Raw genomic sequence first — 19,947 nt, forward strand, 5'->3', positions numbered from 1 at the left:
GTCCTACCGGACCTTGTAGGCGGGATCGTGAACCAGCTCCTCGGAATCGTCGGTCTCCAAACGGGCTCAGGCGCCGCAACAATTTCCGAAGCCCAGCCCTTCATCGAATCCCGTGGCAATCAACTCGGCCTGGGCGCCTGGAAGGCCTTCTTCTACGAGTACGGCGCCGCGTTCTACGTCGCCCTCGTCGGCGCCCTCTGGATGACGCTCCGACCGCACCTGCTCAGCTCGGACAACCGCCGGATCGGCCTGGCTGCTGCGATCCTCCTCATCGCCGCGCTCTTCGTCAGCTTCCCGGCATTGCCCGGTGCAATCGGCGGAATCGTGGGCTTCCCGGCTGACCTGACCGGCCTCGTGTTCATCTCACTGGCCATCGCTGCCGCACTGGTCTATGGCGAGTACCCGACCGAACACATCCTCCTGGTCGTCTGGTCCGCGTTCATGCTCTCCGCGGCACTGACCCAGATCCGCTTCAATTACTACCTCGTCGTTCCGGTCTCCATCCTGGCCGCCTACCTCGTCGGCCGGATCGTCGCCGTCGCCGGCATCAGGCTTGAAACCCTCACTCCAAATGCACTAGACTGGAGTCACGTGATGATCATCGCCACTGTCGTCCTGCTCCTCTTCGCACCCATGATCGCGCCGATCAGCTTCGCGAACCAGGACGGCCAACAAATCCCCATGCAAACCGCCATGGAAACCGGTGACCGGGCCGGACCTGGCTCCGTCACCGAATGGGAGGGAACCCTGAACTGGATGAGCGATAACACGCCCGAGGAAGGCAACTACGCCGGGGCTGGCAATGCGGACCAACTCGAATACTTCGGCACCTATGGCGTCCCAGAAGCGAGCGATTACGACTACCCCGAGGGCAGTTACGGCGTCATGAGCTGGTGGGACTACGGCCACTGGATCACGGTGCTTGGCGAACGCATCCCGAACGCCAACCCGTTCCAGCAACACGCCACCGAAGCCGCGAATTACCTCCTCGCACCTGACGAAGCAAGCGCCGCTGAAGCACTGGAAGCCACTGACGAGGATGACGCCGAAACCCGCTACGTCGCGGTCGACTACAAGATGGTCGACACCCAGGCCAAGTTCAGCGCGCCCACCGTCTTCTACGACGCCAACGACTCGCTCTCCTACAGCAACATGACCGACGGCCGCATTCTCGGGCCCAATGCGGGGGCCTACATGCAGCAGGGCTACCAGCCACCGATCACGACGCTCAAGACCCAGCGCTACTACGAGAGCCAGATGGTCCGGCTCTACCACTTCCACGGGAGTGCGGTCACCGCGGACACGGTCGTCGAGATCGAGACCCGCGAGTACGAGCAATACGAAGGGGCAGTCCCGACCTTCAACACCACGCGGCAGTTCCGGTCGTCCGAAGCGGCCCGCGAGTACGCGAACAACAACACCAACGCCTTCGTCGGCAGCGTGGCCGACTTCCCCCGCCAGGACGTCGAAGCCCTGGAGCACTACCGCCTCGTCAAGCTCTCCGGGGAGTCAAACGCCCCACGAAGAACGCTCGCGAACCTGGAGTTCCGCGAGGGCGAACTCCCGACCCACGTCAAACTCTTCGAGCGCGTTCCGGGCGCCACGATCCAGGGTGAGGGTCCGGCAAACACCACCGTCACCGCCACGGTCGAACTGAATACCACTGCGACCATCGGTGACGGCTCGTTCACCTACACCCAGCACGCAGAGACAGGCGAAGACGGCAGCTTCGAGATGACCCTGCCCTACGCCTCCAGCGACTACGACGAATGGGGACCAGCGGAGGGCTACACCAACGTCTCTGTCCAGGCCACAGGCCCCTACGAGTTCAGCACCCCGACGAACTTCAACCAGACCACGATGAATATCACGCAGCATAACGCCTCTGCCCACGTTCCCGAAGGGGCTGTCATCGGTGAGGACAAAGGCGCCATCGCCGTGACTCTCGAGGAGCAGCTGCTCGGCTCGTTGGGTGAGCAGGACACGAACGAGACGGTCGACGGGAACCAAACGAATACCACCAACACCACTGACACCACCAACGACACGACCACCAACACCACCGAGTCGACTGACGGGACAAGCGACACCCTCGAAGCAATCTCCGGTGGGGACCTGATCGTGGACACCGCCACTGCCCGAGCAGCCGAGTAATGGCCCTCCTCGACTGGCTCAAAGTCTATCTCAAGGGCTTCGCGATGGGAGCGGCAGACGCCGTCCCTGGAGTCTCTGGCGGCACCATCGCACTCATCGCAGGCATCTACGACCGACTGGTCGGGGCCATTGCTGCACTCAACCTCGAAGACAGCGTAGCACTCCTCAAAAACCTACTCAGACCGCATGACCCAGCCGCTCGCAAGTCAGCCCTGCGAAGTGCCAGCGGCATGGACCTCCCGTTCTTGATCGTCCTGGCAGTTGGGGTTGTCTCTGCCGCGCTCACTGCAGCCAACGTCATCGAATGGGCCGTGGGCGCTCACGCGGGCCCAACCTACGCCTTTTTCTTCGGGTTGATCGTCGCCTCGGTCATCGTCCTTCGCGGCGAACTCAGCCTCGGGTCCGCAGCCGGCTGGGCGGCTGCAGTGACCGGGTTCGTCCTGGCGTTTTACGTCAGTGGCCTCTCCAACGGCGGCATCGGCTCGAGCCCGCTCATCCTCTTTTTCGCCGGCATGATCGGCATCTCCGCGATGGTCCTCCCGGGAATCTCCGGCTCGCTCATCCTTCTCACACTCGGGCAGTACGAGACCATCATCACCGCAGTCCATGACCTCACGCAGGCAGTCTTTGCCCTCACCCTCGATGCAGCTATCGCACCGTTTCTCAGCCTCGCCATCTTCACGATTGGAGCACTCATCGGCATTCTCTCCTTCGCTCGGATCGTGGCCTGGGCCCTGGCAAACCACCGCCTGCAAACGATGACGTTCCTGGTGGCACTCATGGTCGGTGCGCTTCGGGCCCCCGCTGACCGGGTGATGGAAGCCACGCCAGAGTGGACCCCAGTCGTAACTGTGGTTTTGCTCGCGTGGGGGATTCTTGGTGCCATTGCTGTACTCGGACTTGATGCGTTCACCGAGGAAATCACGTACTAACTGAAACAAGACCCGTATCAGGTCCACGGCACCGTCACAATTCGGATGTCACCCGTTTCCGGATGTTCCTACCGTCGTTTGACGTGTGTCCCTTCAGCGCGACGGGACGAAAATCCGTTCGAGGAAAATGCTTTCACCAGGTCGTTCCCCGATGAATTTGCAGCGTGCATCGGATCTTTGTGATGGAGCACCCATGACGGAGAATGCCATCAGCAACGTTCCCGGTCACCACCGCAAAGCAATTACTGGCCACACACGAACAGGTATTCATGAGAGACGCCGAAGCGATTCGAGAGGAGCTCACCTCGCTCAAATCAGATCTCGAGGCAACGTATCCGATTCGAGAGCTCGGCCTCTTCGGCTCGTACGCCCGCGACGAACAGGGTCCCGAGAGTGATCTGGATATCCTGGTTACGTTCGACCGACCGGTGACACTTTTCGAACTCGTCCGTCTGGAAAACGAACTGTCACGTCATCTCGGCACGGACGTCGATCTCGTTACTCGCGAGTCACTCCGGCCACAGATTCGGTCACAGGTCGAGAAAGACGTCGTTTACGTATGAACGCCGCCCTCGATTATATCACGGACATCGATGAGGCCGCGCGGAAAATCGAGCAGTACACGGCAAATCTGGATTATGAGGACTTTGTCGATGACGAACTACGCGTCGACGCCGTCCTCCGAAATTTCGAGGTAATAGGCGAGGCTGCAAAGAACGTTCCAGCAGAGGTTCGAGACGAATACAAAGCGGTGCCGTGGGCGGAGATGGCGGGAATGCGGGACAAGTTGATCCACGGGTACTCGACCGTTGAGTTGGCTATTGTCTGGAAAACTGTCGAAGAAGAGATTCCAGAAGTAAAACGACAGATAGAATCCATCCGGGACGATCTCGAGAGGAAATAATACAGCGGCGTTGCTCCCCGAATCCAGAGAAAAGCCGGTTACGCAAAGCGTCCAAGAAACCCGGCGAATGTCGGGCAAAACCCACATCCATATATGGCTGACTGTATATTCAGTATGTAGCATCCGACAGACCGCCCAATCCATTTCTCACATCCATGAAACGACCCATACTCCTCGTCACAGCCCTTCTCGTCGTCGGCACGCTGCTCGCCCCGACCGTGGTACTGGCCGCTGAAGACCCCCGGTTCGAAACCGAAGTCCCCGAACCGACGGTCTCGCCCGGACAGACCACCCAGGTGGCAGTCGAGTTCACCAATACGGCCGAGGACATCGATGACGAAGTCGAGACGGCCACAGACGTCGAAGTGACGATGAAGGAGGGTGACACACCATTTGCGGTCCGCTCTGGCACCCATCGCCTTGGCACGCTCGCTGACGAGCAAGTGAAAACCGACCAGTTCACCATCCGCGTCCCGCAGAACATCGATCCGGGGACCTACCACATCCCGATCCAACTCGAGTACGTCTACGATGAGGACGAAGAGGAGTCGACGACCGTCTCCGCCGAGGTTCGGGTCGAGGACCGAGCCATGTTCAGTGTCCGCAACGTCGAAGCGGACCTGACCGTCGGAGAGACGGGGTCAGTCACGATGACCCTGGAGAACAACGGGACAGAAAATGCCACGGACGCCACCGTTTCCCTCCAATCCGAGACGGATAACGTGGTCTTCGGATCGAGTCCGAGTACCGTCGCCTATGTGGGCGAGTGGCAAGCAGATAAACAAAAAGAAATCACGGTCGACGCACGAGCCCCGGACACAGCTGATGCCGGGACCTACTCAATCGCCACGTCAGTGAACTACCAGGATACGGACGGCTACGCCCAGACGTCGATGCCGCTGACGGCTGGAGTCACCGTCCAACCCGAAATCGACCAGTTCTCGCTCAGTGATAGCACGCACTCCCTCCGTGTCGGCGAGGAAGGAACGCTTTCGATGACACTAACAAACGACGGGGCGGCGGTGACTGATACGGTCGTAGAACTCACGTCCACCGGGACGAACATCCACCCACTCGCCAACGAGTACGCGATCGGAGCGATGGACACCGGCGAATCGACAGCTGTCAGCTTTCCGATCGAGATTTCCGAGAGTGCAGAAGCAACCCCACAGCAGTTCTCGTTCTCGGTCTCCTATGAAGACAGCGAGGGAGACGATCGAGTCTCCGATCCGTTGAACGTCCAGGCCGACATCGAGCCGGACCGTGACCGCTTCGACGTAACCCCGGTAAACGTCACCGTCAGAGCGGGTTCGAGTGACACCATCACCGTCGAAGTCACCAACAACGGGGATTCGCCCGTCACGGACGTCAACGCGAAAATCTTCACCAACGACCCCCTTTCCAGTGGTGACGACGAGGCGTACATCGAATCCCTCGACCCAGGTGAAACGGACGAAATCACCTTCGGCGTCGCTGCGGCGGGCACAGCCAACGTGAAGACCTACCCGCTCTCACTCGACTTCCAGTACGACTCGAACGGGGATAGCAAACTCTCGAAGACCTACCAGGTCCCGATCGACGTGACTGAACCCGAGTCCAGTGGCCCATCGCCATACCTGCTCGGGGGCGTCATCGCCGTCCTGCTCGTCATCATCGGAGCCGTCCTCTACAGCAGACGGTAATCGATGGTCGATCACGAGGCACTCGTCGAACGCGTCTCGAAACTCATCGCGGACCACCCGCGACGAGTCGTGGCTGCGTTCCTCATCGTGACCCTCGTGATGGCCACGGGCATGGGCAACATCACGACCGAAACGGGGACCAGCCAGTTCTCCGAGGGCACGGACTCCGAGCAGGCCCTCAAAGACGTCGAACGCGAGTTCGGACAGCCATTCGCAGCCGATTCTGGCTCGACACAGGTCATCCAGACCGAACAGAACGTCCTGTCCAAATCCGCGATGCTCAGGATGTTACGGGCCCAAGAGCGGGTCACGGACCGGCCCAGTCTTCGGGTGACAGCCACACGGAGTTCCGCCCAGCAGGTCGCCCGGAACATCGATCCGACAGCTACCACCCTCGAGGCGCAGATCCGGACGATAGAGCGGGCGACGCCGAAAGAGATCGACGCTGCAGTCAAGCGGGCGGCTGGAGCACCTGGGTTTACCGGATCGTTGAGCCGCGATTTCAATCGAGAATCCGCCTCCGCGAGTGCGACGATCACCGTCATTACCCACGAAATCCCGACCGGACTCTCGGGCGGCGTGGGCACCAGTGGAACAAGTCCGCTCCAGTCGATTCAGACTGAAACGGAGCGGGTCATGAATTCGGGCACCGCCGATTTCCAGGTCTTTGGCACGGGAATCATCTCCGAGGAGTTCGCGAACGTGATTTTCGATTCACTCATCATCGTCCTCCCGGCCGCGATACTGCTCATCGTCATCTTTCTGATGTATGCCTACCGGGACCCGCTCGACCTCTTCCTCGGGATCTCCTCGCTCATGATGGCCGTCATCTGGACGATGGGCTTCATGGGCCTCGCGAATATCCCCTTCACCCAGATGTTGACGGCGGTCCCGCCCCTGCTGCTCGCGGTCGGGATCGACTTCGGCATCCACTCCATCAATCGCTATCGCGAGGAACGGGTGCAAGGGACAGACATCATTCAGTCGATGGGGAAAACGGTCGACCAGTTGCTCGTCGCCTTCTTCATCGTCACCGGCACGACGGTTATCGGCTTCTCCGCGAACGGCACGAGTTCCCTCCCCCCGATCCGTGACTTCGGCCTCATTGCGGCAGTCGGCATCCTCTTCACGTTCTTCATTTTCGGAATCTTCCTGCCAGCAGCCAAGGTCCTCTTCGACCAATACCGGGAGAAATACGCCATCCCCCATTGGGGCAGTAACCCGATCGGCCAAGAGGGGTCAATCATCGGTCAGTCCCTGTCCGGCGGCGTGCTGGTGGCGAAAAAGGCGCCTCGAATCTTCCTCGTGGTGATCCTCATCGTGTCGGTCCTCGCTGCGGGCTACGGCGCTGGCGTCTCGACGAGTTTCTCACAGGACGACTTCCTCCCCCCGGAGGATACCCCAGACTACCTTGATGACCTCCCGGAACCCTTCGCTCCCAACGAATACACGGTTACCTCGACCCTAAATTTCCTCGAGGACACCTTCGCGACTGACGCCCAGAGTTCGATCACGATGTACGTCACCGGCCAATTACGGGCTGATTATGCCCTCCAATCGATCCAGCGGGCGGGCACCGACCCACCCGGCTCGTTCGTCGAGGAAGACCGCATCGCCCAGTCCTCGAGTGTCATCGGCGTCATCGAAACCTACCGCGAGGAGGATCCGGAATTCGACGCCCTCGTGGCCCGCAACGATGTGAATGATGACGGCATTCCCGACGACAATCTGGAGGCGATCTACGACCGGCTCTTCGAATCGCCCTACGCGGGCCAGGCCAGCACCTATCTGACCGACGATTACCGCAGCGCCAAAGTCGTCTACGACATCGACAGCGAGGCCACCCAGTCCGAGGCCGCGGCTGATGCAAAAGTCCTCGCCGACCGGTATCGCCTGCCTGCCACCGCGACCGGACAAACCGTCGTCTTCCAGGACGTTTCGGACATCATCTTCGACTCCGCGGCGACGAGTCTGCTCTTTGCCCTGATCGGATCAGCGATCTTCCTCGTCTTCATCTACCGCTTGCTCGAAGGGAGCGGAACGCTGGGTATCGTCAATCTCATCCCGATCGTGGTCACGCTCACGCTCATCATGGGCACGATGCGGGCGATCAATATCCCCTTCAACGCGTTGACCGCCACGGTCCTGGCGATCGCGATCGGCCTGGGAACGGACTACTCCGCGCACATGACCCATCGGTTCGTCGACGAGTACGACGGATCGAACATCGACGCGGCCCTCGAAGAGACCGTCCTCGGAACGGGTGGCGCACTGACGGGCAGCATGCTCACCACCGCGGCCGGTGTGGGAGTCCTCGTGTTCGCGATCACCCCCATCCTCGGGCAGTTCGGGACGATCATGGCGATCGCCATCTTCTATTCGTATCTCACAGCCGTGCTGGTGACCCCATCGGCAGTCGTCGTCTGGAGTCGATTGGGTGGATTCGCGTTACCGTGAGGGGCAGAACGAGTAGGCTTAACAGTCCAAATACACATCCCACTATTTGGATTTACCGTCGAAAATGCGAATACTGACTAGAGATTTGTGGCGATGGCGTCTTGATTCCAGACACAGACGACACGTTCCATTCGCCCGTTAGTCCTTTCAGTACCACCTCCGTACCACGGCATATGAGCACAGACGGGGACGAAGAGGATCAAATGGTAAAACTGAACGTCAAAGTCCCAGCCCGTCTGCTCGAGGAACTCGACGAGTTATCCGAAGAACTGAATTACCCCAATAGATCGGAGTTCATCCGCGAAGTATTGCGTGACACGACTGAGCCAATTTTGACGCCCGGCGCAAAGGAGGGAGTTTCGGCGGGGTATGCAGACGTTGCCTCCGGACGGACGATGTCGGTTTCCGAGGCACGTGACCGACTCGGACTCGCGGAAACCGATGAAAGGGCCGAGGAGTGACAGTCGAAATCGTCCTCACGGAAACCTTCGTTTCGACGCTCGAACAGTTCGAGAAAGAAGATGCAGAGCGGATCCTCGACAAACTCGAGACCATCGAGGACTTTCCGGGGCATTTCCTCGACCGACTGAAAAATCACCCAGGATACAAGCTTCGAGTCGGAGATTTTCGCGTTCTGGTTGACTGGGACAAGGATCGGGAAACGGTCTACGCGATCGACGTGTTCGTGCGAAAGAAGGAATATCGAGAACTCGGCAAGTACAGGGAAGTGTGGGGATCGTGGCGTGACGAGAAATAGCTATTCCCGATCCGGGTCGCCCTTCAGAGCCGCCTCTCGAAGTCGTTCGCCCTCCGCCGTGTCGACCGTGAGCGTGGGGACAAGCGACGGATCGTGGTCCTCGTCAACAGCAACGTAGACAATATGTGCTTCACTCGCGGGTTCGAGTTCGCCAGTGCGCAAGTCCTCCCGTGAGGCGTTGACGTGCACCCGAACAGAAGTTTCACCCGCCTCGTAGACATACGCCTCCACGTGGACCGTATCATCAGTGTGAATCGGCCGATTGAAATCCACGCTTCCCATGTGGGCGGTGACACACCACTTTCCCGCAAACGTGACCGCAGACATCCCACCGACTTCGTCCATCCACTTCACGATTGAACCACCGTGGGCCGTGCCGAGGTGATTCGCGTCACTGGACCGAACCACCCAGCGATTGGTGATGCGGGTCGAGAGCAAATCGGGCATGAAACTCCGTTTTCGGGGCGCAGAGTTGAGTGTGTCGACTAACGCGTTGCCAGTCCATTGGCACGCGAAGAAAATGATTGCCCAGAAATGGTTTCCGAAAAAGTGTGGCGCCGAGAAATCGTACTCTACAGCCCAAGACTGTTTTCGATTGCCCGATCGATTTGTGTCATCTTCGAGGCTGAAAGGCTTCCAATGACTCGATTGACTCGGCTGTCGATATCGACAACCCGAATCTGGCTCAAATCTGCAACTGAATCATTTTTAAGCGGGGTTTCCGCAGCCAAGACCTGCACTTCAAATGGATAGATGTCATCCGAATCGTATTGTTTCGTGAACGGTGCCACAATCGTGGTTGGTGAAAATTCGTTTCCGACGTCATTCTGAATCACGACACAGGGTCGATGTACTCCCTGCTGTTCGCTTCCTTCTGTCGGGTTTAGTTCTACAATTACGATGTCACCGCGATTGATGTTCACAAATCATCACCCGAGAACATTATTCGGACCAGCGGGGGGCGTCCCCAAGAGATCGTCCCGCTTCACTCGATGTCGACCCCATTTCCTCGGCAAGTTCCTTCGAACGGTCAGCATGCCTCCGATATCCTTGCGCCATACGTTCCTTGTTAGAGGGTGGTGTAATGCGAATTTCTTCGCCGACTTCGACGAACCCGACATCATCCCCACCCTCGATACCGTACCGCTCTCGTAGCTCCTTGGGAATAGTAATCTGGCCCCGATCACCAACTTTCCGCGTGTACTCAGCCATACAAATTCATACTTTTTTCATACCTATAGCATTGACGGTCGGCCTCCTTCCAACTGGAAAAAGTCATTGTGAGAAATCTCAATTGGTGTTGCGGATGGGCCTCGTCACGCATTTATGCCCCCATGCCATCCCTTTCATCAATGAGTGCGGACCCCACTGAACTGCAGGGCGACGGCGAGGGGTCCGTCCGTGTCGTCGGAACGGCCCACGTGTCCGAAGAGAGCGCCGAAGAGGTTCGGTCGACCATAGAAGAGGAACAGCCGGATGTCGTGGCGGTGGAACTCGACGAGAACCGCTACCGCCAGATGCAGGGCGAGGACCCGGACGATATCGATCCAAAGGAGTTGCTCCGGGGCAGCGCAGCCTACCAGTTTTTGGCCTACTGGCTACTCTCCTACGTCCAGAAACGCCTCGGCGACCGATTTGACGTGGAACCTGGTGCGGACATGCGGGCTGGAACCGAGACCGCAGAAGACATCGGCGCCGGCGTCGCACTCGTCGACCGGGACATCCAGGTCACGATCCAGCGGTTCTGGGCCGGCATCGGCCTGCGGGAGAAACTCAGCTTGCTCTGGGAGTTGACCCTGGCCATCATGGGCTTCGGTGGGAGCGACGAGGAAATCGACCTCGATGAGTTGACCGACACCGACGTTGTTTCGGCGATGATGGAGGAATTCCGCCAGTTCAGCCCCACCGCGGCCGAGACACTGATCGATGAACGGGACGCCTATATCGCGCACAATCTCCACCAATTGCAACAGGCCGGGGCCGACGTTGTCGCAGTCGTCGGTGCAGGACACAAGGATGGGATCCTCACATACCTCGAACACCCAAAAAGCCTCCCTGCGATGGAAACGCTCCAGGGCGAGAAAACCAGCCGGTTCTCGATTGGGAAGGCCGTGGGGTATCTCCTCACTTTCGGGTTTCTGCTCTTTTTCGTCCTCCTCGCCCTCTCCGGAGTCTCCCAGCCAACGCTGCTCGCGGTCTTTTTCGCGTGGTTCCTCTTTAATGGTATCTTCGCCTTCACGCTCGCCAAACTCGCTGGAGCCCACTGGACCTCTGCCGGGGTTGGCGGGATGGTCGCCTGGCTCACGAGCATCAACCCATTGCTTGCACCCGGTTGGTTCGCGGGCTACATCGAATTGCAGCATACGAAGATCAACGTGAGCGACATCGGCCGCCTGAACGATTTGCTCGATGACGAGGAGTCGCCGATTCGCGATCTCGTCTCGAACATGCTCGATGTGGGCCTCTTCAGGCTCATCGTCATCGTCGCGGTGACGAACATCGGCAGCATGATCGCCTCGGTGCTCTTTCCGTTCCTCGTTCTCCCCCACATGGGCGAGGAGTTTGAGAGCGTCTCAGCCATCTCAAATGCGATGATCGATGGCGCTGCAAACGGCGCTGACCTCATCATCCAAGTGCTGCTATGAACCTGAGCGGAGCGGAGCTCAAAGACCTCCTCGTCGCATGGCTGGCCCTGGGACTCGCTTTTGCGTTTTTCTTCGAGCGGGTAACCCCAATGGGAATCGGCGATTTCCTGTTGAGTCCGGCCTTTGTTTCGGCGATGGTCCTGAACCTGCTCACAGTCGGTGTGGGATTCCTGCTTCACGAACTCGCACACAAAGTCGTGGCCGTTCGCTTCGGCCAATACGCCCGCTTCAAGGCCGATTACAAGATGTTGCTGTTCGCCATCGCAGGAGGGCTGGCTGGGCTGGTCTTTGCGGCACCGGGCGCGGTTTACCATCGCGGCCGATTGACTGACCGTCAGCATGGCCTGATTGCGCTGGCCGGGCCAGTGACGAACCTGGGATTAGCTGCTCTGTTCGTCCCGGTAATCCTGATTGCACCCCTGCTCGGGAGTCGCGGCGTGACGATCAATCTCTTCCTCGCCGCGTTCAACCTCCTGCCGATCGGGGCCCTCGATGGGGCGACCGTCAAGGATTGGAGCGTCCCGGTCTACGTGGCAACCTTCGTGCCAAGTGTGTTGTTGACGGTTTGGGTGCTGTTCGGACTCTGATTTCATCAATTCGACCGGACCGGAGCCCTTTTCGCTCATCCCCACCCCGATGACTGCATGACCGAGGATGAGGACGGACTGACGTATGCCGACGCAGGCGTCGACATCGAGGAGAGCGAGGCCGCTGTCGGCGCACTGGTCGGGGCGATGGGGGATATCGAGGACACCACCGCGTATGCCGGCCTGATCGACATCGGGGACCGGTACCTCGCGATGACGACCGATGGTGTCGGGACGAAACTCCTGGTTGCCGAGGCCGTCGAGGACTATTCCACGATCGGCATCGATTGCATCGCGATGAACGTCAATGACCTCGTCGCTGCCGGCGTCACCCCAATCGCGTTCGTCGATTATCTGGCCGTCGATGAGCCTGAAGAGACGATGAGCGCAGCAATCGGAGAGGGGTTGACCGAAGGCGCAAGCCAAGCCGGCGTCAGTCTGGTTGGCGGCGAGACTGCCGTTTTGCCAGAGGTCGTTACGGGCTTTGACCTCGCTGGCGCGGCAGCGGGGTTAGCCACGGAAGACCAGTTGCTCCAAGGTGAGGCTGAGGCTGGAGACGTGCTCGTTGGAATCCCCTCCAGTGGAGTTCATTCAAACGGACTCACCCTGGCCCGGAAAGCGGTGACAGCCGACCACAGCTACGACGACCCGCTTCCCGATTCGGACCGCTCGATTGGCGCCGCACTCCTCGAACCGACCCGGATCTACACCTATCTCCTCGATGCGCTTCACGCCTATGACGTCCATGCCGCCGCTCACGTCACCGGCGGCGGGTGGACGAACCTCTTCCGAATGGGCGAGTTCGAGTACGAAATCACGGATCCACACCCGGTCCAACCGATCTTCGAGTTCATTCAATCCGAAGGAGACGTTTCCGATCGGGAGATGCATCGCACATTCAACATGGGAAGCGGGTTCGTCGTCGCAGTCGATGCTGCTGATGCTGCGGCACTAGTGGACGAAACAGACGGATCAGTTATTGGGCAGGTCAGTGACGGAGCGGCAGTAGAGATCCGTGGAATCGAATTCGAGTCGGAAGAGGAGTCCGTTTAACTGACCCGAGCGGCCACATCGGCCTGCGTGATGATTCCAACAGTCGTCCCGTCCTTGGTAACCATCACCGCTTTGTAATATTCGAGGAGGCTTCGAATCTCCGAAAGGACCGTGTCCGGGGAGACGGTGGGAAAACTCTCGCTCATGATCTCTCGAACCGGTTTCTCCCCGACTTCCTCGCCGGCGTGGATGACATCCGAATCACTGATCGAGCCGACTGGAACTCCCTTTTCGATGACCGGTAGTTGTGAATACCCCGCTTCCTGCATGCGCTCGACGGCACGGGAAACCGGATCGTCCGGGCTCACGCTCACGACCGTTTCGTGCATCAGGTTCTCGGCGTGAATGACCTCGCTTTCGGCCGCCTCGAGGGCTTCGACGATGCCTCGAAGTGTCGAGAGCCGCGGGTCAACGTCACCACCTTCGATCCTGGCGATGAGGGGTTGAGAAACATCAGCGCGGTCGGCCAATTCCCGCTGGGTCAACTCCAGTTCCGTGCGGCGTTCCCGCAGGTCCTGGGGCGTGGGGAGATGCATATCTGCAAATAACCGAGAGTTATTATTAAAGGTTCGGTGTGGGATGACTGCTGAGTTGGTTATTGCTCTGTTTCCTCGTCCGCTTCTTCGACGATCTCGATGACCGAAAGCGGGACGTCTCGCAGGGCCCCACCGATCTCGCTTTTTGCAATTCGGGACGCGTGTTCCTCGCTTTCGGCGTTGAAGACGGTCATCTCGAGTTCCAACCCCACGAGAGCCGTTTCAGCGGCCAAGAAGGCAGCGTCGAGTGGTTCACCACACGCTGGACAGGTAGTGATTCCCGGCTGCACTTCAACGTAGTCGAGATCGGCTTCATTGAGGCGTTTTCCGGCCTCGCTGACTGCCACGCCGATCGCGTCATCCGAGTTGTCAACGTCTCGTACCAACCAGGCCGCTTCCATCGCGACCACGAAATTTGCCATATCGAGTAAATGAGACGCAGTAAAACGTGATTTGCGGTTTCCGGATGGGTTCGACGGTTCAGTCTGACCAGAACCGCCTGAGAGTTCCGCGCTCCTTCGGTAGAACTTCCGCATACGTTATCAGCGGTTTTCGAATGAAGTCCACTGGGGCTATCCAATTGTGCTCGATTCAGCGCAGCTGTGTTGAAATTGTACAAGTCTACTTGAACCCGTAGAAGGCGCCGGGATGGGTGACCCCTGTCTGACGGAAAGGTTATATACTACCGACAAGGACACACTTGCTACGTTGATGATCGACCGGGTCGCCAAACTCGTGACGCTGACCGTCTACCAATTGTCCCTCGCTGTCGGTATCGGACTGCTGCCAGTCGCCTTGCTGGCCCGCACGTTCGGAATCACCCTGCCAGTTCACAAACTGATCGAACGGACGGAAGCAGCCTACGAAGCCCAGGCAAACTAATTCGACCAAAGGCGCTCCGGTCGACTTTCAAACCCCTGTAGGCAGATCCCATGCGGGATCGCCCGAAAGAGTGCATTTATCTGTCGCCCGGGGATATGAAGTGGTAATGTTTGACCCCCAGGAGTCGGTTCCAACCGCACCCGGAGCCGAAACGCCGAATCTCGACGTCGGAGACCCGTACGAACCCCAGCTCGGTCCGCTCCCTGAAAGCAACGTGAGTGACGGCGATCTCGACAACGTGACGAAAACCGGGACGACCATCGTCGGAATCACGACCCCCGACGGTGTCGTCATGGGCTCGGACATGCGAGCCAGTCTCGGTGGGCGTGTCGTCTCGAACAAGGACGTGCAGAAAGTCGAAGAGATTCAGGAAAACGCAGCCCTCTCGATGTCCGGGTCAGTCGGCGGCGCACAGTCCTATATCCGCTCGCTTCGCGCAGAGGCCAGTCTTTACGAGGCTCGCCGTGGCGAATACATGTCGATCAACGCCCTCTCGACGATGGCCAGTAATCTGCTTCGTGGCGGCCCGTTCTTCATGGTCGTCCCGTTGCTCGCCGGTATGGACGATGAGGGCGCACATGTCTATAGTCTCGACCCGACTGGCAGTTCCCTCGCCGACGAGTACTCCGCCCAGGGAAGTGGGATGCCCTACGCACTTGGCGTTCTCGAGCAGGAATACGGCGACGATCTGACAATGGACGAGGCCGAGACGATCGCCGCTCGTGCGGTCGACTCCGCGACGGAGCGAGATACTGCAAGTGGGAACGGAATCCACCTGACACGAGTCACCCGGGACAACGTGGAAATCGTCGGTCACCAGGATATCGACGACTTACTCTGATCGTACTCACGACCTTGTTCACGGCCGCTTCGTTTCGAACCACTCGGTAAAACTCCCGTCCAGAAGCGTCCGTTTCTGCAATTCGAAGTAGTGTTCCTGCATCTCCGAGATGGCCACAGTGAGATCCGCCCCGTCCTGGAGGTGTTCCCGAACTCGTTTACGCTTCCACTCCGCCGGTGTGATCCCTTGTCGGACTCGCCGTCGCAAGGGCCAGAGGTACCGGGCTGCGGTCTCGCCAGTAAGTCCTCGGCGTCGAAGCCCTGCTTGGGCCTGTTTGAGCACGTCGGCGAAGATAGTCTCCCTCTCAGTGGTCTCCGTTCCGTCGACAGTGATATACCGGAGATCCGCACGCAGGCCGTCCTCCATAGCCGCATAGAAGTTCGCACGGGCATCCGCCCATGGTAAGTCATAGAGCGGGTGTTCGTGTTGGCGCATCTGTTCCAGGAGGCCCGCAAACGCCGCCTGAAAACCCACGCTGTCCCGAACAGTCGGTTGGGCGGGAATCGGCCGAAACTCGATTCGAGCGTTGGCTTCTGTCCGTGACGCCCCCTCGAAGACTGGTCGGACCCACCGCCAGAAGGTGCCATGTTTCATGCGGAAATGGGCGAACTCATCGTCGAATCGACCGGAGTTCTCGACCCCCATTGGTACCAAGACGTCGTCCTCCGCGATGGCCATAATCGCGTCCTCAACAGTCGAAAGATCCTCCGGGAACCGAACCTTTCCATCCCGACCGGCGACATTGAGCATCGATTCGAAGATGTCGATCCGATGTTCGGCGTATCCGTCTTCAAGCACGGCGTACGGGTCCACATCGTCATAGAGGTCCGGTGGGAGAAACGGCGAGTTGACACCGAGAGCTAGTAGTGGACCTGCAATCCGGAGCGCATACCTGAAGTATTCCGGCAGGTCCGTGGCCCGTGGAACCTGATAGTGTGGTTGAATCGAGGTGATCAGACTCTCGGGCATGACCGTCTCGGCTTCTAGAGAGGCGTGTGGGAGGTCGATAACCATTCCCGGCTCGATCTGGCTGTTCGCCATTGCGTGGTACCGAGCCGTATCCGACATGTTTGTCGCGAGTGTCTGCCCTTCGCGCTCGACACTGCTCCTGAGATATTCTTGGGTGGATTCGCCAGCTGGCGGTATCGTCCAGATGCCATCACTGATCAGATGAAGACCCTCAGCGTCCATTGGCCGGGCTGCGGCCTCGAGTCGGGAGACGACACTCGATTCCTGGGCTTTGACGCCAGCATCGTTCAGCGGGTCAGGAAACGTCTGCATCTCAGCGTTATGCAGGCCCAGCTCCTTCTCGAACCCCACGTATTCGAGCAAGCGGCGGGGAATGCGAGCTAACCCCCCATACTCGTCCACGGCGTAGAACTCGTATTCCAATCCCACGATCGCCTGTGGATTGTCGAAGGTACCAGCCTCGAGTTCCTCCAGGATAGTCGCCGCGTCTTCGTGAACCCGATCCTGAAAGTGATCCCCATCGACGGCCAGGACATCCGAGACCGCCGTGACAAGTTCAGGGTCGGACATGGCCGCCCATTTGGACAGGGGCTACAAATATTCGGCGACCGCGGGCCATCTGACAGTTACGCCGCCCAGAGCCATCGCAATACGTGACCGAATTGTCTCACATGCTCCCAGGCTATCGATCGGGGTTTTTCGATAATCGCAGCCGGTGTCGAAACTTCAACAAGTGTCCCACCCCTGGCCGTGGCCTCCAGAGCAAACGTCCACAGGTGCATGCCGTATCGAGGATAGGCCGGAATCACGACGCTGACAGTCGATGTGGACACGTTTCAAGCGTCAGACTCCCAATGACATAGAAGTGCGGGACATAGCCGCGATTTACTCACAACCACCCGGCGCGCTGGCTCAGATAACGCCCATCTCGTCCAGCCGGTCGGGGAGATACGTGTCAGTCACGAAGTCCAGACCACGCGACGCCAGCGCCTGCTGTTCGGCCTTCTTCCCGATGTCGAGTTGGAGTTCGATCTGTTCGGTCCAGAACTCCGTACTAAATCGGGGATCCTCCAGTTCACTCTCCAGTGCGTTCGTGTCCGAATCGCCCAGCGGATCGGTCGGCAAGTCGTACTCCACGATGTCGACAGGTCGAATTCCCACGAAGTCCGCTTCCGGGGTCGCCAGATACTCAGAGAGGTGCGCACTCTTGATCGATCCGTAGGCGACCGAACCGTAGATCCGATAGGACCAGGGGTCACCGTCAGTAAAGACCGTCACCGGCAACCCGAGGTCGTCATGCAGGCGTTTCGTGATTCGCCGGGTCGCCCGTGCGGGTTGCCCCTTGAGATGAACGATAATCGCGTTGTATTCGTCGTCGAAGCCGTTCTCGATCAGCCGGTCTCGCATCCCACCAGTCTCCACGGCCATGACGAAATCCGCGTCGTGATCCAGGAATTCGATCGTATCTGGGTTGTTCGGGATCTGGTAACCGCCCTCGCCGACGTCCTTCTGGCAGTGAATTTCCCGGTCGCCTCTGCGTGTCTGCTCGCGAAGGAAGAGCGGGCCCATGAGCGTCGCACCGGACTCCTCCGGCCGCATGTGGAAGTCCTCCCGCTTGACGCCGGAGACGATCTCAAGGTCCTCGACGAGATTGTCGGACTGACTCTGGTCGGTGAACTGGGCTTCCTCCTCGTCCCAGGACTCGCTGAGGTAGTAGAGTTCCCGCAGCGTCGAGGATCGGCCCTGATCCAGTTGATCGGCAAGAAACTCGATCGTGTAGACTGCCTTGAGAAGTTTCCGAGCGCCCCGAACCGAGTTGGTACTCCGAGAACTGGTCCGGTCGCCGTACACCCAGACCTGCGACTCCTCGTCGAAAACGATGTTTGACTTCGAGCGGGTCGGGACCTCCATGTGTGGAATTTCGCCTAACTCGAACTGGTCGTAGAACTGTGCAGCCAAGTCGATTAATTTTGCTCTGGCTTCTGAATCACTCATTGTTCCACCGTGAGTTTGGTCTCCTCAACCCCAGACACCTGCATGTCGAATTCGGCATCCCCATCCACCTCGTACTCGAGTGTCGCCTCACCGCCACCCTTCACCACGGGCTTCCAGGTGAGGAAGTACTCCCCATCCATTTCGACCACCGATCCATCAGAGGGCTCCTCGGGTTCCGTAGTGACGATTTCGGTGATTTCCAAATCAGCGTTCGCCGAGCCGTGATTTTCGACTTGCAAGCGGATGGTCCCGTTCTCTTGGTCGCGCTCGACAAGCACGTTGTTCATGATTCTGGCCAGTGAATCGCTGACGTCGACTGGCTCGCGCTCCGTGATACTCGAGACCTTCGCGGCCATCGTCGGGAGGATATCCGCAATGACGTTCTGTTTCTCACGCCGTTTGCGCATCGTTTCGCGGCGATTGAGGTGGGACTTGAGGTCCCTGGCAGCCTCCCTGAGTGCGAGTTCGAGTTCGTCCTCGATCTCAGGAACATTCGCCACCGCGTCCTTGGACTCGCTCGTGAACGGCACATTCGTCGAGGCGACGGAGATCATGATCACGACCGGACCCTGTGGAATCCCACTCCCACCTGGCTGGCTGAGCCCGTAATTTCGCCAGTTGATCCCCTTGACAACGTCCGTCATCGCACAGGCACCACGCTGATAGACCAGGGGAACCCGGTTTGCAAACCGCATGAGTTCCGCTCCGGACCCGTCTTCCAGCTCACCACCGTAGGCGATCCCTGCTTCCGCGATGAAGGGGTCACCGCTGTGAACGTCGGCATCCCGGGTCGCCGCCGTGAAGAACTCGGCATCAAACTCGCTTCGAAGCCCGGCCTCGACCTGCTCGGCCGTAATCGGCGACAGACAACTCGACGGTGGCGCCATCACGTTGACCGAAGCCATCCCATCGAGCAGGTTGCCGGCCCCATCTCGGTCGTCGGCGAGATCACTCGGTGAGGGGAGATCCGTTTCTATGCCTGCCATATCGGCCCAAAGTGCATCCAGAATGTTCTCGCGAGCGGTTTCACCGACCGTCTCATCGTCCATCTCCTCCGTGAGATCGGCCGCTCGGTCGATAGCCGTGGCCAGTTCCGCCTGAGTGAATTGGTCCCGATCGACGTCTGCGATCCGATTGGCGAGCCGTTCTGCCAGCGCATCGATCGCTGCGTCGTCTTTTCGCTTCGTCGTAACCGTGTCAATCGTCCGATAGAGTGATCCACGCCGATCGTTCGTTAGTGCCTTCCACGACGCTTTTTGGACCTTGTGTCGGACTGTCGAACCAAAGGCCCGACCCGATTCCTCGGCGAGTTCGTCTGCGAGGTCGTTGACCAGGTCCTGCAGTTCAGCATAACTGACTGGGGCTTCGTCCCTGGCCCGCTCGGTAAGTGTATCACCGAAGCGGCGTTCGAGGTCTCGGCCTTTGTTCGTGACCGCTTCTGCGACCATCCGGGCGAGGTTTGTGTCCTCGTGGTCTTGCGGTGGGTTCCAGCGGAACTGACGACCGTACTCGCGATCCCTGAACGCCGCAATGATGTTATCCGCGGTTTTCTG

Annotated in this window: 21 protein-coding genes and 1 pseudogene; 13 read left to right on the forward strand and 9 right to left on the reverse strand. The window is 59.1% G+C overall.

The features are described from left to right. The 8 genes from V5A26_RS09430 to V5A26_RS09465 all read left to right on the forward strand — a co-directional run. Positions 1-2,154 (forward strand): oligosaccharyl transferase, archaeosortase A system-associated (locus tag V5A26_RS09430; RefSeq protein WP_332322350.1); only part of this gene is annotated, 2,154 nt, incomplete at its 5' end. Next, complete coding sequence (locus V5A26_RS09435; protein ID WP_332322351.1) at positions 2,154-3,086, forward strand: DUF368 domain-containing protein; 933 nt, start codon at positions 2,154-2,156, stop codon at positions 3,084-3,086. The genes V5A26_RS09430 and V5A26_RS09435, both read left to right, overlap by 1 nt. Positions 3,087-3,289: 203 nt before the next feature. After that, positions 3,290-3,649: a nucleotidyltransferase family protein gene (locus tag V5A26_RS09440; RefSeq protein WP_332321508.1), complete on the forward strand. Its 360-nt coding sequence runs from the start codon at positions 3,290-3,292 to the stop codon at positions 3,647-3,649. Continuing rightward, positions 3,646-3,990, forward strand: coding sequence for a HepT-like ribonuclease domain-containing protein (locus V5A26_RS09445; RefSeq protein ID WP_332322352.1), 345 nt, complete (start codon positions 3,646-3,648; stop codon positions 3,988-3,990). Before V5A26_RS09440 ends, V5A26_RS09445 begins: the two co-directional genes overlap by 4 nt. Before the next feature lie 155 nt (positions 3,991-4,145). Continuing rightward, positions 4,146-5,672, forward strand: a complete 1,527-nt coding sequence (locus V5A26_RS09450; RefSeq protein ID WP_332322353.1) for a COG1361 S-layer family protein — start codon at positions 4,146-4,148, stop codon at positions 5,670-5,672. Positions 5,673-5,675: 3 nt separating this feature from the next. After that, on the forward strand, positions 5,676-8,129 hold the full coding sequence (locus V5A26_RS09455; protein WP_332322354.1) for an efflux RND transporter permease subunit: 2,454 nt from the start codon (positions 5,676-5,678) through the stop codon (positions 8,127-8,129). A 173-nt stretch (positions 8,130-8,302) separates the two neighbouring features. After that, positions 8,303-8,590, forward strand: a complete 288-nt coding sequence (locus tag V5A26_RS09460; protein WP_332322355.1) for a ribbon-helix-helix protein, CopG family — start codon at positions 8,303-8,305, stop codon at positions 8,588-8,590. Beyond that, positions 8,587-8,886 carry a type II toxin-antitoxin system RelE family toxin gene (locus V5A26_RS09465; RefSeq protein WP_332321513.1) on the forward strand — a complete coding sequence of 100 codons (300 nt, stop codon included), beginning with the start codon at positions 8,587-8,589 and terminating at the stop codon, positions 8,884-8,886. Before V5A26_RS09460 ends, V5A26_RS09465 begins: the two co-directional genes overlap by 4 nt. On the opposite strand, the gene V5A26_RS09470 is transcribed toward V5A26_RS09465, so the two are convergent. The 3 genes from V5A26_RS09470 to V5A26_RS09480 form a co-directional block, all read right to left on the reverse strand. Next, positions 8,887-9,333 (reverse strand): acyl-CoA thioesterase, encoded by a 447-nt coding sequence (locus V5A26_RS09470; RefSeq protein WP_332322356.1) that lies wholly within the window; start codon positions 9,331-9,333, stop codon positions 8,887-8,889. Between the two features lie 125 nt (positions 9,334-9,458). Beyond that, positions 9,459-9,809 carry a type II toxin-antitoxin system PemK/MazF family toxin gene (locus V5A26_RS09475; RefSeq protein ID WP_332321515.1) on the reverse strand — a complete coding sequence of 117 codons (351 nt, stop codon included), beginning with the start codon at positions 9,807-9,809 and terminating at the stop codon, positions 9,459-9,461. 19 nt (positions 9,810-9,828) lie between these two features. Then, positions 9,829-10,098, reverse strand: a complete 270-nt coding sequence (locus tag V5A26_RS09480) for an AbrB/MazE/SpoVT family DNA-binding domain-containing protein (protein WP_332321516.1) — start codon at positions 10,096-10,098, stop codon at positions 9,829-9,831. A 140-nt stretch (positions 10,099-10,238) separates the two neighbouring features. On the opposite strand from V5A26_RS09480, the gene V5A26_RS09485 reads away from it, so the two are divergent. Genes V5A26_RS09485 through purM form a run of 3 tightly spaced genes read left to right on the forward strand, consistent with a single transcriptional unit; the run spans position 10,239 to position 13,171 of the window. Next, positions 10,239-11,531, forward strand: coding sequence for a TraB/GumN family protein (locus tag V5A26_RS09485; RefSeq protein ID WP_332321517.1), 1,293 nt, complete (start codon positions 10,239-10,241; stop codon positions 11,529-11,531). After that, positions 11,528-12,118, forward strand: coding sequence for a metalloprotease (locus V5A26_RS09490; RefSeq protein ID WP_332321518.1), 591 nt, complete (start codon positions 11,528-11,530; stop codon positions 12,116-12,118). The genes V5A26_RS09485 and V5A26_RS09490 overlap by 4 nt, the downstream gene beginning before the upstream one ends. 57 nt (positions 12,119-12,175) lie before the next feature. After that, complete coding sequence (purM, locus tag V5A26_RS09495) at positions 12,176-13,171, forward strand: phosphoribosylformylglycinamidine cyclo-ligase (RefSeq protein ID WP_332322357.1); 996 nt, start codon at positions 12,176-12,178, stop codon at positions 13,169-13,171. Here purM and V5A26_RS09500 read toward each other — a convergent pair. Next, entirely contained in the window at positions 13,168-13,707 is a 540-nt protein-coding gene (locus V5A26_RS09500) for a CBS domain-containing protein (RefSeq protein WP_332321520.1), read from the reverse strand. The genes purM and V5A26_RS09500 overlap by 4 nt on opposite strands. 59 nt (positions 13,708-13,766) lie before the next feature. Continuing rightward, on the reverse strand, positions 13,767-14,129 hold the full coding sequence (locus tag V5A26_RS09505) for a DUF555 domain-containing protein (RefSeq protein WP_332321521.1): 363 nt from the start codon (positions 14,127-14,129) through the stop codon (positions 13,767-13,769). Between the two features lie 226 nt (positions 14,130-14,355). Here V5A26_RS09505 and V5A26_RS09510 point away from each other — a divergent pair, with 226 nt between their 5' ends. Both V5A26_RS09510 and psmB read left to right on the forward strand, forming a co-directional pair. Then, positions 14,356-14,589, forward strand: a complete 234-nt coding sequence (locus V5A26_RS09510; RefSeq protein WP_332321522.1) for a hypothetical protein — start codon at positions 14,356-14,358, stop codon at positions 14,587-14,589. Between the two features lie 106 nt (positions 14,590-14,695). After that, positions 14,696-15,430, forward strand: coding sequence for an archaeal proteasome endopeptidase complex subunit beta (gene psmB, locus V5A26_RS09515; RefSeq protein ID WP_332321523.1), 735 nt, complete (start codon positions 14,696-14,698; stop codon positions 15,428-15,430). An 18-nt stretch (positions 15,431-15,448) separates the two neighbouring features. On the opposite strand, the gene V5A26_RS09520 is transcribed toward psmB, so the two are convergent. The 4 genes and pseudogenes from V5A26_RS09520 to V5A26_RS09535 form a co-directional block, all read right to left on the reverse strand. After that, positions 15,449-16,969, reverse strand: a complete 1,521-nt coding sequence (locus V5A26_RS09520; protein WP_332321524.1) for a hypothetical protein — start codon at positions 16,967-16,969, stop codon at positions 15,449-15,451. Between the two features lie 56 nt (positions 16,970-17,025). Continuing rightward, positions 17,026-17,232, reverse strand: a complete 207-nt coding sequence (locus tag V5A26_RS09525) for a hypothetical protein (protein ID WP_332321525.1) — start codon at positions 17,230-17,232, stop codon at positions 17,026-17,028. A 79-nt stretch (positions 17,233-17,311) separates the two neighbouring features. After that, entirely contained in the window at positions 17,312-18,394 is a 1,083-nt protein-coding gene (locus V5A26_RS09530; protein WP_332321526.1) for a DNA topoisomerase IV subunit A, read from the reverse strand. Further along, positions 18,391-19,947 (reverse strand): annotated as a pseudogene (locus tag V5A26_RS09535) (DNA topoisomerase VI subunit B); the annotation flags it as partial. The pseudogene V5A26_RS09535 and the gene V5A26_RS09530, both read right to left, overlap by 4 nt.

The organism is Halodesulfurarchaeum sp. (assembly GCF_036626455.1).
GTDB lineage: Archaea > Halobacteriota > Halobacteria > Halobacteriales > Halobacteriaceae > Halodesulfurarchaeum.

Excerpts from the sequence above, each read along its gene's own strand:
- V5A26_RS09520 (WP_332321524.1), bottom strand. The coding sequence starts at position 16,969 with ATGTCCGACCCTGAACTTGTCACGGCGGTCTCGGATGTCCTGGCCGTC.
- V5A26_RS09490 (WP_332321518.1), top strand. The coding sequence starts at position 11,528 with ATGAACCTGAGCGGAGCGGAGCTCAAAGACCTCCTCGTCGCATGGCTG.
- purM (WP_332322357.1), top strand. The coding sequence starts at position 12,176 with ATGACCGAGGATGAGGACGGACTGACGTATGCCGACGCAGGCGTCGAC.
- V5A26_RS09480 (WP_332321516.1), bottom strand. The coding sequence starts at position 10,098 with ATGGCTGAGTACACGCGGAAAGTTGGTGATCGGGGCCAGATTACTATT.
- V5A26_RS09500 (WP_332321520.1), bottom strand. The coding sequence starts at position 13,707 with ATGCATCTCCCCACGCCCCAGGACCTGCGGGAACGCCGCACGGAACTG.
- V5A26_RS09450 (WP_332322353.1), top strand. The coding sequence starts at position 4,146 with ATGAAACGACCCATACTCCTCGTCACAGCCCTTCTCGTCGTCGGCACG.
- V5A26_RS09440 (WP_332321508.1), top strand. The coding sequence starts at position 3,290 with ATGCCATCAGCAACGTTCCCGGTCACCACCGCAAAGCAATTACTGGCC.
- psmB (WP_332321523.1), top strand. The coding sequence starts at position 14,696 with ATGTTTGACCCCCAGGAGTCGGTTCCAACCGCACCCGGAGCCGAAACG.
- V5A26_RS09530 (WP_332321526.1), bottom strand. The coding sequence starts at position 18,394 with ATGAGTGATTCAGAAGCCAGAGCAAAATTAATCGACTTGGCTGCACAG.
- V5A26_RS09470 (WP_332322356.1), bottom strand. The coding sequence starts at position 9,333 with ATGCCCGATTTGCTCTCGACCCGCATCACCAATCGCTGGGTGGTTCGG.
- V5A26_RS09435 (WP_332322351.1), top strand. The coding sequence starts at position 2,154 with ATGGCCCTCCTCGACTGGCTCAAAGTCTATCTCAAGGGCTTCGCGATG.
- V5A26_RS09510 (WP_332321522.1), top strand. The coding sequence starts at position 14,356 with ATGGGTGACCCCTGTCTGACGGAAAGGTTATATACTACCGACAAGGAC.
- V5A26_RS09455 (WP_332322354.1), top strand. The coding sequence starts at position 5,676 with ATGGTCGATCACGAGGCACTCGTCGAACGCGTCTCGAAACTCATCGCG.
- V5A26_RS09485 (WP_332321517.1), top strand. The coding sequence starts at position 10,239 with ATGAGTGCGGACCCCACTGAACTGCAGGGCGACGGCGAGGGGTCCGTC.
- V5A26_RS09460 (WP_332322355.1), top strand. The coding sequence starts at position 8,303 with ATGAGCACAGACGGGGACGAAGAGGATCAAATGGTAAAACTGAACGTC.
- V5A26_RS09505 (WP_332321521.1), bottom strand. The coding sequence starts at position 14,129 with ATGGCAAATTTCGTGGTCGCGATGGAAGCGGCCTGGTTGGTACGAGAC.
- V5A26_RS09445 (WP_332322352.1), top strand. The coding sequence starts at position 3,646 with ATGAACGCCGCCCTCGATTATATCACGGACATCGATGAGGCCGCGCGG.